The sequence below is a fragment of the Microcoleus sp. N9_A1 genome, from assembly GCF_036701795.1.
GTDB lineage: Bacteria > Cyanobacteriota > Cyanobacteriia > Cyanobacteriales > Microcoleaceae > Microcoleus.
The window spans coordinates 69,922-87,735 of record NZ_JAUBRI010000020.1; the positions used below are offsets into that span (position 1 = coordinate 69,922).

A 17,814-nucleotide genomic window follows, 5' to 3' on the forward strand; every position below is an offset into this window, starting at 1 on the left:
ATCAACCTTTCACTACACTAATATTTTTGAGTGATCTTGCTGAGGGAAGTTGCAGATTATTTGCTATGCTTTGATTAGACATCAATAATTTATGGCGCAAATTAGGGTCAATGAAAAGAGTTATGAGGTTGAAAACTTTCTTCGCCGCGGTGTTGGCGATCGTCCTGTTCACTCTCTACTTAACTCCTCCTGTGATGGCCGCGAATGGGGAGGATTTGAGTCACCTATTAAATGATAATTGGTGCGTCAGCTTTCTGTGGAAGCAATGCGATTTGAGCGCTGTCGATTTGCGGGGCGCTAATCTCCAAGAAGCCAATTTGAGCGGCGCCAATTTGAGCGGCGCTAATTTGTCCGGTGCTAACTTAAAAAATGCGGATCTTTCTGACGCAGATCTCACCGGCGCTAATTTAGCAAATGCTGATATTTTAGGTACGGATCTCAGTCGAGCCAATTTGACAGAAGCTAACTTCAACTGCACCAAATTGTGGGACGCTAATCTGACTTTGGCAAATCTGAGCCGCGCCAATTTACAAGATGCTAATGTCTTAGACTCTCGACTTTGGGGAAGCAATCTTACCCAAGCTAATTTAAGGGATGCGACGCTGCACGGTGCTGACTTGCAATATGCTAATTTAGCCGACACTAATTTAACAGGTGCTGACTTGCACAGCTTCTTTTTCCGAGGTTCCAAACAAGTCACAAATTTGAGCAATGCTAATTTAGAAGGCGCTATTTTAACGGGAGCAAATCTCAGAGGTGCGGTGCTGGCAGGGGCAATAATGCCGGACGGGTCTATTAATGAAGAAAGTGGCTTTAATTTAAAGTAGAGTAAAATTAAAGTCTGCTTGAATAATTTCAACAACAGCCTTTCGGGCCGATTTCGCAGTCAATGAATTATCGGGTGTAGCTGCGCCCGTTGCCAACAGCTTGTTGAGGATGCTGTCAAGATATTAATTTAAACCAGGGTGCGATCGACCTTTTAACTCCTAACCAGTAAATATTGCTAAAATCTTAAATCTCAAACCGAACCTGCCCGCATCTGTTACAATTTTCAACAAAGCCAGAACAGCCCCGAACCTGAAGTCACCTGCCTAGGGATACAAGCCCCCGACAGGAGTCGTGAAGAGCAAAAAAATTAGATATTTAGTTTAAACTCCCAGATTCATCTGTAGAGTCAATCTAAAATCTAAAATCTAAAATCTAAAATCGCTAGACTGTGGAGTCAATCTAAAATCTAAAATCTAAAATCGCTAGACTGTGGAGTCAATCTAAAATCTAAAACCTAAAATCTAAAATCTAAAATCGCTAGACTGTGGAGTCAATCTAAAATCTAAAATCTAAAATCGACTGATGGAAACCCTGCAAACTCAACTTTACGAACTCGCACAATTTGCTAATAATTTAGTAAATACTCAACTGACAAACCTCAGTTTAGTCAGCGTCGGAGTCATCTTTCTGGCAGGGTTGCTAACGAGCTTAACGCCCTGTATGCTTTCAATGTTGCCGATCACGATCGGCTACATCGGTGGATACGAAGCAAAAAGTCGCCTGCAAGCTGCAGCCCAGTCTGCGTGGTTTTCCCTGGGATTAGCCACCACCCTTGCGGGTTTAGGTATTGTAGCATCATTTGCCGGACAAGTTTACGGCAAAATTGGCCTGGGTTTGCCGATTCTTGTCAGCATTATTGCTATTCTAATGGGGCTGAATTTACTCGAAGCTTTACCCTTACAAATGCCGTCTTTCGACGCTGTGGGGTGGGTGCCGAAAGATTTGCCGGCGGGCGTGCGATCGTACTTATTGGGCTTAACTTTTGGTTTGGTAGCGTCTCCCTGCAGCACGCCGGTTTTAGCTACACTCTTAGCTTGGGTTTCCAAAACGGGAGATACAGTTTTAGGTGGTGTGTTGCTGCTGTTTTATGCTGCTGGCTACGTCGCTCCGCTGATTATAGCAGGTACTTTCACTGCTAGCATTAAAAAGTTGTTAGAATTACGTCGGTGGTCGAGTTGGATTACGCCTGTTAGCGGCGTTTTGCTAGTAGGATTTGGCGTTTTCTCTCTGCTTTCCCGCATCCTTCCCGCTTAAGTTTAGTAGTAAGGACTTCAGTCTTTATTTAAAGATATAGCAATCTCTACTGAATGCGTGAATTAAGTTGTTTTTAACGAACCGCGAAGACGCGAACAACACGAAGGAAGAAAGAAAGAAAAGAGAAAGACTTCAAAATTGATTGAGACTTTTTCAATAAAAATAATAATATTTTGTTCATCTTTTGTTTTTCCCTCCTCTTTCTTCCTTCTCCCTTCTTCCATCCGTTACATCCGTTACCGAACTTCCTTCCTTCGATCCGTTACATCCGTTACACAATCCGTTGCCGAACTTCCTTCATAATTACCAATGACATCAAAAGAAGTATTTCTATCTAAACTATCAAACTGGGCGACTGCCCCTCAAAGGTTTTTCAAGGGAGAAATCTTGCCGGTGCTAGCAGATTTGCGGCTGGCAATTATCTTGCTACTGACGATCGCATTTTTCAGCATTTCCGGCACTGTCATCGAACAAGGCCAATCAGTACCCTTTTACCAATCTAACTATCCAGAACACCCCGCTTTGTTCGGCTTCCTAACTTGGAAAGTTGTACTAATTGCAGGACTAGACCACGTATACCGCACTTGGTGGTTTTTGTCCATCCTAATTTTGTTCGGCAGCAGCTTGACGGCTTGCACTTTTACCAGACAATTTCCGGCGCTAAAAGCTGCCCGCCGCTGGAAATTTTATGAAGAACCAAAGCAGTTTGAAAAATTAGCTCTCAGTGCGGAATTAGAAACAGTTGCTTTAAGTTCGTTAGAACCACTTTTGCAGCAAAAAAACTACCGCATATTTCGAGAAGGCGAAAAAGTTTATGCCCGCAAGGGAATAATTGGCAAAATCGGCCCGATTATTGTTCACGCCAGTATGCTAATTATTTTAGCTGGGTCGATGTGGGGCGCGATGACGGGATTTCTCGGTCAAGAAATGGTTCCCAGCGGCGAAACTTTTCAGGTGCAGAATATCCTGGATGCAGGGCCTTGGGCCCGGCCGCAAATACCGAAGGATTGGTCGATGCGAGTTAATCGGTTCTGGATTGATTATACTCCCGAGGGCGGCATCGACCAATTTTACTCTGATCTGTCAGTTTTGGACAAAACAGGCCAAGAGGTCGATCGCAAAACCATTCACGTTAACGAGCCCCTGAGATACCGGGGAGTCACATTTTATCAAGCAGATTGGGCAATAGCCGCCGTGCGAGTTCGCCTCAACAAAAGCCCGGTTTTGCAACTACCAATGGCTCAGTTAGATACTCAAGGTAAAGGCCGAATTTGGGGTGCTTGGATTCCGACCAAACCAGATTTGAGTGCTGGAGTTTCTTTGCTAGCAAAAGACTTGCAAGGAACGATGTTAGTTTACGGTACGGATGGCAAATTATTAACTACAGTTCGCGCGGGCACGGCGGTGGAAGTTAACGGAGTCATGCTATCAATTGATGAACTTGTTGGCAGCACTGGCTTGCAAATTAAAGCCGATCCGGGAATTCCGCTCGTTTATACTGGCTTCGGGTTGCTAATGCTCAGCGTGCTGATGAGCTATCTGTCTCACTCGCAGATTTGGGCTTTGGAAAAGGACGGCAAACTCTATGTCGGCGGCCGCACTAATCGCGCTCAGGTGACTTTTGAAAGAGAGGTTGTCGAGATTTTGGACAAGTTGGCAGAATCGAAAACAGCAGAGGAAAAAAGTGCGATCGCCCCGACTTCTGTTGCAAGTCAAAGCTAACCGTAGGGTGCGCTAGGCGCACCTTACACCAATCGATAAATATCAAAAAGATTAGTTGAGTTTGTAGGGTGCGCCTTGCCAGATTTGTCGAACTGGTTAATTTGAACCGGAGAAAAAGCATAAAACCGCTATTTCACGTTCTAATTTTTCAAATTTCAAGCAATGAAAATTGCTATACGGAAATTGGTTTCAAAATAAAACGCTGAAACGCCTGTCAATCGGTACTCTCCGGTGGGCGACAAACTCAACCGATGCCCAGCGCACACCCTACAAACTACGAGATTTTAAGCGTTTGAGGAACTTTTTTACTACTTTGAGAGGGCTGCCCTGACGCACCCTACAATTATAGGACTTACGCAATCATCCCAGGTATGGGGGCAACCACGGGGGGTTTGCCCCTACAAAACACTATATATTGAGGCTGTGCGTAAGTCCTGAATTACTTACTAATTTTATTAACAATCCTATTTCTTAAAACTATTGTGGGGCGTTGCTCCGACGCCGCCCCACAATTAAATCTCAATGACACACCAGCTTAATACCCGCCCTACTTCTGATGCGACACCTCAATCACGGTGTGGACGTTCCCCCGCGGCGAAAAATCGCCCTTCACCGTCGCTTCCAGCGGCGCGCAAGCTGCCACAAAATCGTCTAAAATTTGATTGATAGATTCTTCGTGAGAAATGTAGCGATCGCGGTAACTATTAACGTACAGTTTCAGCGCCTTTAATTCTACCACCCGCTCGTCGGGCACATAAGTAACGTGAATTGTCGCAAAATCGGGATAGCCAGAAAATGGGCACTTGCAAGTAAACTCCGGCAAAGTAATGTTAATCGTATAGCGCCGCCCGACTCGCGGATTGGGGAATGTAATTAACTGCCCGTCCAAAATCTCGCGCTCGCCGTATTTCATTTCTTCGGTACTTGACTTTTGCGACATACTCTGTTGGGTTTGGTGGTGATTCATGGCGATCGACTAAAAATTTATAACATTTAACTAAACTCACTATTAATATTTTTAACAAATATCTTGACGAATTGTATTGCGATCGATCTAATTGCAAATACTCTCAGGCTAAACTAAAAAAAGTTCACCCTCGCCATCTACAATTATGCAAAATACTACCTTATCTGACAATACATCCCCTGAAAACTCCAATAGTTACTCTCCATCAGTACCGATTTCGCTCTATCGAGAAGTCACCGCCGAATTGCAAGCCGCCCAAGCCATGCTTGATTCCCTCAAAACCCACAATCAGCAATTAGTCCAACAAAATCAACAACTGCGACGAGAAGTAGAAACAGTAGTTCAAGTATCCCAACAGTTACAGCAAGTAGTCAACTCGGCTCAGAGCATCACCCAGACAGGGATGCCGCAAATGCCATCTGTCAAATTCAATTTCAGCGTTGAACCTCCGCCCCCACCACCTGTAACCTTGCAGACTAACTCTGCCGTACCTCAACCACCTCAGACAGTGGCTTTCCCCTTCCCACTACCGGAACCGGAGCCAACAGCCGCCTCGATGCCGCAGCCACTTCCCGAAAAATTATTTACAGAGGTGCCGGAAACTCCTTACCGTGTGCGACCTCAACTCAAAAAAACCTCAGACTTAAGTGGATTGTGGTTGGCGATCGCAATTTTTCTGATTGTGATTGCAGCTTTCGGTGCAGGTTATTTAGTTGTCCGCCCTTTATTAATGAAAAAGTAAATTCCAACAAGAATCCCACGGTTCGATCCGTGGGATTTTAAACAAAACCTAGCATAAATTGTTCAAAGTTACGCTAATTGGCTATCATCCTCTGGCGGCACTCGTTTCTACTGAACGAGGGGCATACTGCTCTTCACAAGCAGAACCTACAATGCCCACCCCTGGCTCGAAACCGCGCGTGAACTCAGTGAGTTTTACCTGTTTAGCTTCCAAAGCTGTCTGTAGCACCTTCATGGCTCGGTGAGGGTCGCCGGCTCCGCAGAAAAATAAGTCTGCAGCAAAATAACCGTGTTCAGGCCAAGTATGGATTGCTATATGAGACTCTGCCAAAGTAGCAGTAGCTGTCACTCCGTGAGGACTAAACTGGTGTACGCACAAATCGATGAGAGTAGCTCCTCCGGCTTCGATCGCATCGAGAATAGCGCGGCGGATACGTTCAGGATCGTTGAGCAGGTCTCCAGGAGACTGCCAAGCATCAGCGACCAGATGGGTTCCCAATTGTTTCATTCTGCGGGGTTTTACCTCTATTGATGTTAAGTCTCAAACCTTTTAACGTTAGCACGGTGTCAAAAATTTTGCAAGTATGTTTCACAAAGAAAGATGAAGATTAGGAGGATGGAGCCCTAAGTCGTAAATTTGGGGGTTTGGGACTTGGGCTGGCGATCGCGCGTCAAATTGTAATTGTGGAACTGCACGGCGATCGCCCTGACTGCCTATGCTGGAGACTTTAATCAGAAACAAGCTCTTGCTGCTGGGTTTCAACATCATGTTGCAAAACCTGTCGAAGCGAATTAGTTAGTCAAAGCAATGCTGAAATTGCCTCTGAGACTGCATCGCTGAGTCCGAATTTTCATAGATTGTCAATAGATTGTCGATCGCCGACAATCTTTATCAACCCGCCCCCCACAACCGATAACTGAATTCTGAATTCTGACTCCTGAATTCTTTATTGTCAAAAGTTTTGAGTTTTAAATTAAAGATTATTTAACTTAAAACTCACAACTCTTTTTCCTGAATCAACTTATCAATCCCGGCTGTGAGTAGCTCCATTCGGCAAAATCGCCCCGCCCAAAGCCGCTTCATTCAAATTATCAACATTCAAGCTCGCCCCGATCAAATTAGCCTCCGACAAATTAGTTCCTGTCAAATTCGCCCCTGTCAGAGAACTCAGCAGCAAACCCGCTCCCGACAAATTGGCGTGACTCAAATTCGCCCCCCGCAAATCCGCTTCCAGCAAGCTAGCACCTGCCAAATTTGCACCGCTCAAGTTAGCTCCCCGCAAAGAAGCTTTGTTCAAATTCGCCGCCCTCAAATCAGCATTGTGCAGAATCAAACCATTTAAATTAGCTTTACTCAAATTAGCTCCCTGCAAGTCGGCACCGCTCAAATTAGAGCCATTTAGATTGGCGGATTGCAAGTCAGCACCGCTCAAGTCAGCACCGCTCAAATTAGCAGCGCAAATAGAAGCCTCCCGCAGACTTGCTTCGCTCAAAGTAGCCCCAACCAAATTGACGCCGCTGAGATTTCCGCGATTGAGATAAGCCCGAGTTAAAGTTGCTCCGCTCAGGTTTGCCCCGGTCAAATCTACCTCGCTGAGAATCGCTCTCGTCAGATTTGCTCTGCTTAAGTCAACCCCGCTCATAATTGCTCGGCTCAGCGTCGCCCCGCTCAAATTAGCCTCAGTTAGTTTTGAGCCGCTTAGCAAACAAGCTCCTACTAAACTCGCTCCCGTCATCACAGCTTTGCTCAAGTCAGCCTGAGACAATATTGCTCCGCTGAGATTTGCCCCGCTAAAATCTGCGGCGATCGCCACAGTTCCAGTTAAACTAGAACTCCCGAGGTTAGCTTCAATTAATTTCGCCTTAGACAAATTAGCCCCGCTCAAGTCGGCGGCGTTTAAATTAGCTCCTATCAGTTTGCTTCTAATTAAGTTAGCACCTTTCAAATTAGCGTTGCTCAAATTTGTTCGACTAAGATTAGCTTCACTCAAATGAGCTGCAATGAGGTTAGCTCCTCGAAAATCTCGTTCCCCGTTTCTATGTCTAATTAAAAGTTCATCGGCACTTAAAATTTCAGTGAAATTCATAAAAAAATTGAGTGAGTTTCCTTAATTTCTCGATGTTCTATGTTGTCTGAAAGTTTGTACTATCGTGTTTGGTAGTAAGTTGTTTAAACTAATACTGCCACATTAACAATTGTCAAAACTGCTTGATTCCTACCATCACCCTGCTCACCTAGTTATAATTTACGAAAATAAACCTGGTTCTGGTATAATCTGAGGTTGGCTAGCGCGGAAGTTATGAAAAAATCGCGTTTCTCGCCGCCTGTAAGTCCTGTAAGTATTATTTTGCTAGTAATTAGTTGGCGGTTGATGTTAGTTGTTAATGGTTAGTTGTGTTTATACTAACTGCTAACCACTAAATATTACCTGCTAACTCTTTACCAAAATACCGAGAAGTTGTCGATCAATCTTGTCAAGGTTGATCGAATATTTGGGGTATTGCTGGCGGCATCCGCGCCACATTCTGACCAGAAAAATTGCTAGTACAGGCGATCGGATTTATTCGTGCAATCAAGAAACAAGATATCGGAGCTTCAACCCCTAATGCCTTCTACATAAGTGCCTTCTATCTTCGATTGCCCATGAAAGCAGAGCCCGGTCAGCTCAGCTAGTGTCACCTCCCCCCACTGTGCTCCGTGCCAGTGAAAACCAACAGGAAGGCTGTTTCCGTCGGAGTTCTGAGCGAATCGTCGGCGAAGCAAGCAATACGCTGTGCTGAGCCTGAGATTGCGCGAAAAAATGGCTCGCGAGTCGTTCCCGTATTCTCGCGCTGCTGTGCTTGCTGTTAATCTTTACTCGATCCATGAGCGCTTGCGGTTCTAATTAACAGAACACCCGACACCAGACGCGCTCCCGAACATAAAAGCTGTTCCTGGGCTTCTCAAATGCTTCTCTGAGGCATTCCCAGAAAAAGTGTATTCCTGTAGCAGGTCTTGCCAACGGCAATTGGGCTGCTACAGCCAACTAATGACCAGCCTAAGTCTTGCCGGAAGGCGACGACAATATTATTATTCTAATATTTGCCGACCACCGCAGGCTTTTCTGAGCGCGTGGGACTGGCTACTTGACCTGTATAAGTTGCTGAAATTAGCTACCCATAATTAAAGATAGTCGCTCTTTGACTAACCAGGCAATATCTGTGGTAATTTATGTCATCGAATTTGATAATACTGCGGGGTTTAAAATCGAGCAGTAGTGAGTGTTACAGACTCAAAAACCGCTGCGGATTTAGGACGTAAAAATTCAGGGAGCCGATCGATCCTCCGGCGCAAAGCCCAGCTCACGGACTGGGCCGCTAATCAAAATTAAACTTTTGACAGGTGGCTTTTTTAAGTTTCCAGAACAAAACAAAAGCCGGCTTTCAGAGAAAAAGCCGACTTTTGAGATAATTTTACCGACGAAGCGTAAAACCGCTAGCTCGCGGGTGTTGGTTGGATCACTTTCCACAATCCTAGCGCGCGAGTGCGACTACCCTGCAGAAAGTAGAAACAATACCCAAACAAAGTCTGAATTATTAAACCCGACGGTGGCCTGTCACGCCCTGATTGGGATCGTAAATATCAGCCGTAGTATCAACGCCGGGAGTGCCAGGAGCGCCGTAATCAGCCCGAGCACTATCTACGCTGGGATAGTCGTAGGTGTTCCAATGTTGAATACCTCCGCGACTCAGAATGCTTTCGGCTTGAGCGACTTCTGTTTCGCTGCCGTCAACCAGTACCAAGTAATCTCCCCTTGCCACGCGATCGTTGTATGCTCTAGCTTCCTCCTCAGGAATTCCCATACCGACTAAAGCTCCGATCAAACCGCCTGCTGCCGCACCCAAAGCCGTACCGGCGAGTGTAGTGGCGATCGCCGTAGCTGAGGCTCCTGCCAGCATAATCGGCCCGATGCCCGGAATAGCCACTAGACCCAGACCTACCAACAAACCTGTCAAACCGCCCAAAGTGCCACCTGTGAGGGCGCCCTTTGTGGCCCCTTCATCGGATTTGTTATCCGCGCTGTCGTGCACGTCAATGCCTGCGATGTCCCCTTTCGAGTCAGCATCCTTAGCGATGACCGAAACCCGATTCATGTCGAAACCGGTAGTTCTCAGTTCTCCCAGTGCGTGTTCCGTCTCGCGGCGGGTTGAAAATACTCCCACGGCGCGCTTCTGGTGGCCCCCAGCTCTGCGGCCGGTGTCTGCCGGCACATCGTAAATGCCCCAATCCTGAATGCCCCGCACGCTCATAATTCCTTCGGCTGTGGCAAGTTCGGCATCTGTTCCTTCTACGAATACCAAATATTCACCGCGCGAGACGCGATCGTTATAAGCTTTAGCTTTTGCTTCGGGAACTCCCAAGCCGACCAAACCGCCGACCAAACCGCCTGCTGCAGCCCCAATCGCGCCTCCGACTACAGTATCTGCCAGCAGAGTGGCGATCGCACCCCCCGCCATCACCGGGCCAACTCCCGGAATCGCTAGCGCTCCAATGCTTCCGAGTAACCCAATCAAACCGCCCGTCACAACTCCCGCTGTCGCGCCTGCTTTTGCGCCACCGCCCACTTTCTCGTCGGTACTCTTACCAGCGGTAGCGCCCGCAATGTCGCCGCGATCGAGATTTTCCCCAACTACCGAAACTTTATTCATCGGAAACCCGGTACTTTGCAGCTCAATCAGGGCTAGTTCCGTATCTCGGTAATTAGAAAATGCTCCTACAGCTCGCTTGTGTTGACCTAAAGACATTTTTTTTCTCCTCGAAAATATACTACTTTTACACAATCACAGAATTTATGCTCTGCCATCAATCACATTTAGTCATTTTTTCCCAACAATTTTCATCGGTCGCTGGGAATAACTTCCCGCTCTATCTTCAGGTTGGTTTCCAACTAATTCTCCGGGATGGAAAATCGGAAATGGGGAAGGGGAAATTGCAGGTATTGCGGGAGTTTTGACTGCGTGAATTTAAAATTAAATTTAAACTCTTTAACTTAAAACCCCGATCTCCCTAGAGAGTCACCTAAGCGTTGCACTCCGCTCCGCAAGCAATCTTACCATGCCAAACTTTACCCTCTTCCCTCAGACTTCTCTCCTAGATAACTACATCCTTCTCCCTTCTTTCCCTCGGACTTTTCCCTTCTAATTTATTGACTGCTGCTAGGCGATGCGGGTGCAGCGGGGGCGACAACAGCAGTAACATTCACCTGTTTGACACCCTTAATCTCTTTAGCTAGTGGCTCAATTTTAGCTAAATCAGTTTGATTGGGAACTGTGCCGCCTACGGTGACAAGCCCATCTTTTGCGTCAACAGTTAGCTGACCTTTAGTGATGTTTACTTCTAACTTGGAGCGCACTTCACTTTGGAGGTCGCCGTCGGCTCTTATGGCATCACCGCCCGTCACATTGTTGCGCTGTTCTCTGGCCCTGATATCAGAATTTGCTTGGTTTTTGCGAATATCGCTCGTTGCGTCACCCTGAGTTTTTTGAACTGTCTCGGCTGGGGGCGGGCTAGTAGTATTTCCTGTGGCAGAATTAGGAGCATCAGCGCTAGTTTTAGCCCCGTCGCTGCAAGCAGCACCTCCAAATAATAGGATGCAGCTGAGGAGAATTGGTGTTAGTTTGTTCATAATAGGTTAATACCCTCCGGGTAAGCTTTCAATGAGGCTGACTTGGTTGAGCCAGATGGGAGCCAGATGGAGCAAGACAGCATCTTTAGTTTGTGCTTTCTGGTTTGTGCTTTCTGCGATTTAAAAATCCTTATATTAAATATACAAACTGGAGCAAGTATCTACATCGCTCCACGGGTGTAAAATTCATCTATGTCGTTAGATAGAGTACAAAAATCAAATAAAGTCTTAAGTCAAATTGAGCGTAATTGAGTTTTGACCACATTATTACTCAAAAACCCGGTTGATGGCGACCTTTTTGTTGCCAAAGCCAATATTTTCCTAAACACCCAGTTGCCAAGCGTAAGTTTTATTAATAAATTCGATCCCCACTCCCAACTAATTTTTCTCTCTTCCCTGCAACCTCTGACTTATTCCCTCAAGCTCTCTCCGTTAAATCTGTTAAATCTCCTACACTACTCATTGCCAAACTTCCTGCTTCAAAACAAACGAAAAGAGTCGAGAAATTTTTGAGCATTTTCTGGTTCTGGGGTAGTGGCAACCAGGCCGTAAACGCGCGTTTCCACCAAAAAAACTTGACCTACACCTACAGGTTCAGTCGGGGAAAGCGACTGAAAACTCAAATTCTTTTCCGGGATAGCCTCCGAGGGAAAGATCCCGCACTTGCAAGACTTTAGCATTCGCTGCCACGACGAAAAAATCAACGGCATTATTTAAAGTAATTCTGATATTATTTATATTATTGTTCCTCATCCGAAAATCAAGGTCAACATATTGAAGCAAATAAGTTTCTTTGTTTTTTAAGTTCGATCCGTATGTGTGAGCAATAATTTGATTTGAAAAAGTTTCTGAATTAATTTTGGGATTTGCCGGCATATCGATCGCAAACTGACCCATCGCCGAGCAAAATGGCTGCCACTCTGGCGTCTGAATGGCTATCCGCAGCGGGGCTGGTTGAGATGCAGCGGGACGGGCCAACTTGACAGGGTATGAAAGTAATGTAGCAATAACTAAAAGTATATACAGAAATTTCATTTGGGTAAAAATTATATATGCCCGATCGATCTGCGCTAGCCTAGAAATATATCCGCAAAGGGGGGATTTATGCTGAATATTATATTTACTCAACGGCGAGGCAACTCTCAAGGACGATCTAAAATCACTAAAACCAATAAAACCAATATACTCGTTGCTGTAAATACTTGGCTGGCTGTGTGTCTGCTGGCTGCTGTCACAGCTTGTGCAAACAGCCCCAACAGCAAGGCCCTCGAAGAATCTTTAGCCGCCGATCCCAAATTAAAACAAAACCCAGTAGTTTTCTCTTCCCCGCCACCAGCGAAAGCAATTGAGACAAACTCTACCGCCAAACTTCCTCCCGATTTCCCTACAGAGATTCCACTCTATCCTAATGCTGAGTTAATCGAAGTTGGTGGGCAAACCGATCCGTCGCAAAAAAATGTGCGGCTGCGCTGGGAAAGCACAGATCCTGTTAATTCGGTTCAGAACTTTTACTCCACAGAGTTTGGGCGTCGCAACTGGGAAATAGTCAGCCGCCCCACCGCCGAGGGACAAGGTTCTTTGGTAGCAACGCGAGATAATTTGCGGGTAACTGTGTCGCTTTCTCCTACTCAGAAAGTAGGAGGTTCTACAGAATTTGCGATCGACTACAGCAAAGAAAGCCCCGAAATTGCCGCCAGTCCCCAACCTAATAATTCCGAGTCTAGCGCATCTCCAACCGCTTCACCAACTCCATCTAATTCAGAGGGAACTACTCCAACGCCATCCGCCTCGCCAAAATCAGCAAAAGTTAGCGAAGAAGAAAGCCAAATTCCTCAACAGTTGCGGCAGTATGTGGCTGATTTAACTCAGTTGGAAGTGCTGAAAGTGCGAGCAACAGAAAGTGCTAATTTAGAAACAGCCAGCACTTTGCCCAAACCCAACAAAATTGTCACTCGGCGCGAATACGCCCGCTGGTTAGTAGCAGCTAACAATCAGATTTATGCTAGCCGTCAAGCCAAACAAATTAGATTAGCAGTAGACTCTAGCGAACCAGCCTTTTCTGACGTACCCAAAACAGACCCGGATTTTTCAGCAATTCAAGGTTTAGCAGAAGCCGGTGTAATTCCGAGTTCGCTTTCGGGAGAAAGTAAAGATGTGAAATTTCGCCCGGATGCACCTTTAACTCGCGAAACAATGATTCTTTGGAAAGTGCCTTTAGATAGTCGTCAAGTTTTACCGACAGCTAACATTGACGGAGTGAAAGAAAAATGGGGTTTTCAAGATGCTTCTAAGATTGATTCCCAGGCATCGCGGGCAGTTTTAGCTGATTTTAACAATGGAGACTTAGCGAATATTCGCCGCGTTTTTGGTTTTACTACTCTGTTTCAGCCGAAGAAATCGGTGACTCGGGCCGAAGCTGCTGCTAGTTTGTGGTATTTTGGCGTTCAAGATCAGGGATTGTCTGCTAAAGATGCCCTGGAAGCAAAGTCTCCACCTGCTCAGTAGAGTTGTTTGGGGTGGTTAAAAGTTTTGAAGACAGCATCTACTTACCAATACCCAAGAAACCGGGTTTTTTCTCTGTAAGCAAACCCGGTTTCTGCGTCCAAAACTGACAAAATTGTACCAATTTTTGATCAATCGGCGTGCGATCGCCCGCCACAAAAATAGCAGCTTGAGTTTCTAGGATTTCGGTGAATATGGCTTACCGAGAAACCGACTTTTATCTACGAAAATGCCCTGTAAAACGCGAGGCATATCCGGTGAAAAACCCCGTTTCTTTAATTCCTCTGGGGGAGTTCTCGTAAAAAATTATTTTATAAATTGTACATCGGCTTTTCTGTCCCTGTGACCTACCCTAGGGAATAGACTTTTTTTGCTTTAATCTTAATTTCTGTATCCTGCCATACAACCACTGCATTTGGCGGGCAAATGTTCTCCATATTTTCACTAACACTTTGTTCAAAACTCTCAGTAGGATTCCGGATGCGTTAGCGACCTTAACGATAAATGGAAAAGAGTGTTTGAGTTCTGGGAGAGCGTTTTTGAATGTACGATATTACCTTATTTACCCCGCAAGACATGGCTAAATGCAGCTTAGTCCTGCGCCACTTAGGCAGAAATACTGCTAGTATGGAAGCCAGCAGCCAGAAAATTGTTAACTATATTTACCAACATTTTTGCGACTCGCAAACAGGAGAAAATACCTGTGCCTTAGTGCGTTTGTTCAAAACTCATCCCTACGGGGAATTAGAAGACTCATTGCAACAATCCGCCCGTCGCTTGATGAAGGGCAATTCTCCCGCCGCCGACATGAAATGTTGGACTCTGCTAGCAGCCGCAGGCACACAACCGCAGTGGAATTCTCGGCACACAGCAGTAGAAAATACAGCTATTCCATTAGTTAGCACAAAATTAGTGGCTCAAATGCCGGCGATTTCGGAAATAATCAGGCAGTTCGGTTTAGACATTCCTACATTCCTCGGAATTGAGCCAGAAAGGTTCCTGCAATTAGAGCCCGCAGTATTAAATATTTTTCACGTATCAGAAGCAAAAGGCAGCCGCTTTATTCCTGAGCAAAATTCCTTAATTATCCCCTACCAAGTCAAGTCTGTCTTGGGATTTGGGGGACTTCTGCCGTCAGGAAGTTTGTTTGCGGTAGTGATGTTCCTGAAAGTTAAAATTCCCCCAAGCACGGCTGAAATGTTTAAATATTTGGCACTTAGTGTCAAAACAGCATTGTCCATCCCCGACGAACAAAGTGTTTTTGAATATTCAGAAAATTCTAAAAGTTTTGTTAATAATAACAATTTTGCCGAAACCCAGTTACTGGAACATCAAGTTGCCAATTTGATTCAATTGCTGGATTTTTCAGAACAAGAAATGCTCAGACAAGCCACTCGCTTTCAACAGACTATTGACAATTTACAGCGCGAACTTGCCGAACACAAAAATAAGGAACAAGCTTTGAAAGTAAGCCAAAATTCATTTACAGGCATCCTCAATATTCCCAAAGATGCTATTGTACGCGTAGAGGAAAATGAAGGAATTCAGCGTTTTAATCAAGGGGAAGAACAGATTTAAACTAAGCTCTGTGTTTAGCAACCCGGTTTATCAAAGAAACCGGGTTGTTGCGATGTTTATTGAGTCAATAGGAATTTTTGACAGCAACAACGCGAATTCGGCGATAATCTGCAATCCAATTACCATCGCGGTACAGCGCCGATCGCAAACGCTCTTCAACGGAGTTAATTATCTGCGATTCCCTACGGGATAGCTTCGCTTCACGCACATCATCAGACAACCCCGACAAAAACCCGCCAGCAAACATCTCAATCCAATTTACCATACCCGCGCTGCCACCTTCTAGGGGAGTCGGTCGATCGAACAAAACCGCATAACCCACATCAAATCCCTGCTTTTCCAAAAGCCCAGCATACTCGCCAATACTCGGAAAATACCAAGGATTAAGCGCTTCAGGCTCCTGGCAGCCAATTTCCGACAAAACACTCAAAAGCGCCCGGACGATCGCCCCCACATTCCCCTTACCGCCAAACTCAGCCACAAAACGCCCTCCAGGCTTCAGCGCTTTTTCCACGCAATTAATCGCAGCATCCGGTTGTTTTATCCAGTGCAAAACAGCATTAGAAAACACAGCATCTAACGGCTCTTCTACTTGAAAATCCCTAGCATCCGCAGCCACAAAGTTAATGTGAGGATAGTTAAATTTTGCCGTGGAAATCATCGACAAAGATGAATCAATACCTTGCACAAAAGTACCATTTTCAGCAATCTTTGCAGTTAACTGTCCCGTACCGCAGCCCAAATCCAGAATTCGTTCTCCCGCCTTCGGAGCGAGTAACTCCAAAAGCGATTCACCGTACTGCCAAATAAAAGCATGATTTTTCTCGTAAAGAGATGTATTCCAAGAATATTGTGACATTTGAAATTCCTCAAATTGTAAATTACACAGGGCGGTTGAAACCGCTTATATACAAGCAAAACCCTGATGGTGCGCGGGTTGAAGAGTGTAGCGATCAACCGTGTTTCTGAGACGAACACGCGGTTCGTTATTAAATTATTTGCCAGCAAGCAGACCAATTCCATCCCCATCAATACGGCAAACTCTAATATTTTTCAAAATCCGCGCTCCCTGCTTTTCATAAAAAGCAATTCCCGGCGCATTATTAGCATTAACAGTCCATTCAATCCGCCCGCAATTTGTTGACTTAGCAATTTTTGCCAAATACTTTAACAGCGCTGTACCGACTCCCATACCGCGCACGGGAGCTTGCACAAATAAATCATCAAGCCACAGACAAGGCTGCGTCAACAAACTTGAATAGGTAGCATAAAACATAGCAAATCCTACCGCAGTTCCTTCAATTTCTGCCAACAATACCCGCACTAGCGGAGGTTGACTAAATAAAGCTTGCTGCAATTGCTCTGCGGTTGCTGCTAACAAAGTTTTCGCTCCATCGAACTCGCTTTTTTGCGCGATAAAAGTCAGAATAGTTTCCAAGTCAGCAAGTTCTGCTTCTCTAATTTTGATATCCAAATTAGCCATTGTTTAATTCTCAACTTCGCCTATTAATCACTGTATGAAATGTCTTCATAAATGTCCAATATATGTTTAACTAACCACTTATACTTTTAAAGTATTAATGATTGGGGAGCTATGGAACTTCGGCATTTGCGTTATTTCATTGCCGTTGCAGAGGAATTGAATTTCACTCGCGCAGCGGAAAAACTGCATATTGCCCAACCTCCGCTGAGCCAACAAATCCAGCATTTGGAGGCAGAGTTGGGATTTCAATTGTTTCGACGCACGAAGCGGACGGTTGTGCTCACGGAAGCGGGACAGCTTTTTTTTGAGGAATCACAGAAAATTCTGCAGCAAGTCGATCGAGCAATTCAACTCGGCCGACAGACAAGTCGGGGCGAACTCGGCCAACTGACGATCGGCTTTGTGAGTTCTGCAGCACACAACGTGGTTCCAGCGATTTTGCAGGCCTTTCGCACTCGGTGTCCCGCCGTCAAGCTGGAACTGCACGAATTGACGACAAACGAACAGTTGCAGCGGCTGCGAGAAGGGCGCATTGATATCGGCTTCGTGCGGCCTCCGGTTGAGGAAGATGGGATAAATTCTGAAATCGTTTTTCGAGAACCGCTGATCGTGGCACTGCCAGAAACGCATCCGGCGGCCGATCGCGCGCAGGTAGAATTACGCGAACTCTCTACCGAACCGTTCATTTTATTTCCGCGATCCCAGGCTCGGGGATTGTACGATGCGATCGTCAGTCTTTGTCAGCAAGCCGGTTTTAGCCCGATCGCAGCTCAAGAAGCCATTCAAATGCAAACCATTGTGAGTCTGGTAGCTGCCGAGATGGGGGTGGCGATCGTCCCCGCATCGATGCAAAATTTCCAGCGCAGCGGGGTTGTTTACAAATCTTTGCCAGAATCAACCTGCATTGTGGCGATCGCCCTAATTTGGCGCAGCGATCCAACGGCGGCGGTGCAGCGGTTCTTGGAAGTCGCCCGACAAATCAGCGGATTTCATATTTGAGATTGTAAATTTTAGATTGACTGGTAATTTGACAAAGTTATCAAAACTCAAAGATTTTCTGTGCAACAACACCC

At 45.7% G+C, this 17,814-nt stretch carries 16 protein-coding genes; 7 read left to right on the plus strand and 9 right to left on the minus strand.

What is annotated here, in order from left to right:
* Positions 1 to 110 precede the first annotated feature (110 nt).
* The 3 genes from QUA58_RS12155 to QUA58_RS12165 all read left to right on the plus strand — a co-directional run bounded on the left by QUA58_RS12155 (position 111) and on the right by QUA58_RS12165 (position 3,804).
* On the plus strand, positions 111 to 827 hold the full coding sequence (locus QUA58_RS12155; protein WP_333394247.1) for a pentapeptide repeat-containing protein: 717 nt from the start codon (positions 111 to 113) through the stop codon (positions 825 to 827).
* Between the two features lie 523 nt (positions 828 to 1,350).
* A complete protein-coding gene (locus QUA58_RS12160) occupies positions 1,351 to 2,082 on the plus strand; it encodes a cytochrome c biogenesis protein CcdA (protein WP_333233091.1) in 732 nt (243 codons plus the stop codon).
* Positions 2,083 to 2,391: 309 nt separating this feature from the next.
* Positions 2,392 to 3,804, plus strand: coding sequence for a cytochrome c biogenesis protein (locus tag QUA58_RS12165; protein WP_333254511.1), 1,413 nt, complete (start codon positions 2,392 to 2,394; stop codon positions 3,802 to 3,804).
* Positions 3,805 to 4,351: 547 nt separating this feature from the next.
* On the opposite strand, the gene queF is transcribed toward QUA58_RS12165, so the two are convergent.
* Positions 4,352 to 4,771 carry a preQ(1) synthase gene (gene queF, locus QUA58_RS12170; protein WP_333254509.1) on the minus strand — a complete coding sequence of 140 codons (420 nt, stop codon included), beginning with the start codon at positions 4,769 to 4,771 and terminating at the stop codon, positions 4,352 to 4,354.
* Between the two features lie 145 nt (positions 4,772 to 4,916).
* On the opposite strand from queF, the gene QUA58_RS12175 reads away from it, so the two are divergent.
* Positions 4,917 to 5,513 (plus strand): hypothetical protein, encoded by a 597-nt coding sequence (locus tag QUA58_RS12175; protein WP_333254507.1) that lies wholly within the window; start codon positions 4,917 to 4,919, stop codon positions 5,511 to 5,513.
* An 84-nt stretch (positions 5,514 to 5,597) separates the two neighbouring features.
* Here the strand turns inward: QUA58_RS12175 and speD are convergent, their stop codons facing one another.
* The 6 genes from speD to QUA58_RS12205 all read right to left on the minus strand — a co-directional run bounded on the left by speD (position 5,598) and on the right by QUA58_RS12205 (position 12,213).
* Positions 5,598 to 6,020 (minus strand): adenosylmethionine decarboxylase, encoded by a 423-nt coding sequence (gene speD / locus QUA58_RS12180; protein WP_006633984.1) that lies wholly within the window; start codon positions 6,018 to 6,020, stop codon positions 5,598 to 5,600.
* Positions 6,021 to 6,101: 81 nt separating this feature from the next.
* Positions 6,102 to 6,281 carry a hypothetical protein gene (locus QUA58_RS12185; RefSeq protein ID WP_333254505.1) on the minus strand — a complete coding sequence of 60 codons (180 nt, stop codon included), beginning with the start codon at positions 6,279 to 6,281 and terminating at the stop codon, positions 6,102 to 6,104.
* A gap of 256 nt (positions 6,282 to 6,537) precedes the next feature.
* The gene (locus QUA58_RS12190) at positions 6,538 to 7,599 is read right to left on the minus strand and encodes a pentapeptide repeat-containing protein (protein WP_333254503.1); all 1,062 of its coding nucleotides are present in this window, start codon (positions 7,597 to 7,599) and stop codon (positions 6,538 to 6,540) included.
* Between the two features lie 1,489 nt (positions 7,600 to 9,088).
* Positions 9,089 to 10,297 carry a histidine kinase gene (locus QUA58_RS12195; protein ID WP_333254501.1) on the minus strand — a complete coding sequence of 403 codons (1,209 nt, stop codon included), beginning with the start codon at positions 10,295 to 10,297 and terminating at the stop codon, positions 9,089 to 9,091.
* 398 nt (positions 10,298 to 10,695) lie between these two features.
* Entirely contained in the window at positions 10,696 to 11,178 is a 483-nt protein-coding gene (locus QUA58_RS12200) for a BON domain-containing protein (protein ID WP_333394248.1), read from the minus strand.
* Positions 11,179 to 11,772: 594 nt separating this feature from the next.
* Positions 11,773 to 12,213: a hypothetical protein gene (locus tag QUA58_RS12205; protein ID WP_333394249.1), complete on the minus strand. Its 441-nt coding sequence runs from the start codon at positions 12,211 to 12,213 to the stop codon at positions 11,773 to 11,775.
* 69 nt (positions 12,214 to 12,282) lie between these two features.
* Between QUA58_RS12205 and QUA58_RS12210 the strand changes: the two genes are divergently transcribed.
* Both QUA58_RS12210 and QUA58_RS12215 read left to right on the plus strand, forming a co-directional pair.
* Positions 12,283 to 13,683: an S-layer homology domain-containing protein gene (locus QUA58_RS12210; RefSeq protein WP_333394251.1), complete on the plus strand. Its 1,401-nt coding sequence runs from the start codon at positions 12,283 to 12,285 to the stop codon at positions 13,681 to 13,683.
* A gap of 540 nt (positions 13,684 to 14,223) precedes the next feature.
* Positions 14,224 to 15,258 (plus strand): histidine kinase, encoded by a 1,035-nt coding sequence (locus tag QUA58_RS12215; protein WP_333254494.1) that lies wholly within the window; start codon positions 14,224 to 14,226, stop codon positions 15,256 to 15,258.
* Between the two features lie 64 nt (positions 15,259 to 15,322).
* Here QUA58_RS12215 and QUA58_RS12220 read toward each other — a convergent pair whose 3' ends face one another.
* Together QUA58_RS12220 and QUA58_RS12225 are read right to left on the minus strand one after the other, a co-directional pair.
* The gene (locus tag QUA58_RS12220; protein ID WP_333394252.1) at positions 15,323 to 16,117 is read right to left on the minus strand and encodes a methyltransferase domain-containing protein; all 795 of its coding nucleotides are present in this window, start codon (positions 16,115 to 16,117) and stop codon (positions 15,323 to 15,325) included.
* Between the two features lie 135 nt (positions 16,118 to 16,252).
* Positions 16,253 to 16,741: a GNAT family N-acetyltransferase gene (locus QUA58_RS12225; protein WP_333254491.1), complete on the minus strand. Its 489-nt coding sequence runs from the start codon at positions 16,739 to 16,741 to the stop codon at positions 16,253 to 16,255.
* A gap of 111 nt (positions 16,742 to 16,852) precedes the next feature.
* Here QUA58_RS12225 and QUA58_RS12230 point away from each other — a divergent pair, with 111 nt between their 5' ends.
* Positions 16,853 to 17,740, plus strand: a complete 888-nt coding sequence (locus QUA58_RS12230) for a LysR family transcriptional regulator (protein ID WP_333394253.1) — start codon at positions 16,853 to 16,855, stop codon at positions 17,738 to 17,740.
* Positions 17,741 to 17,814 lie beyond the last annotated feature (74 nt).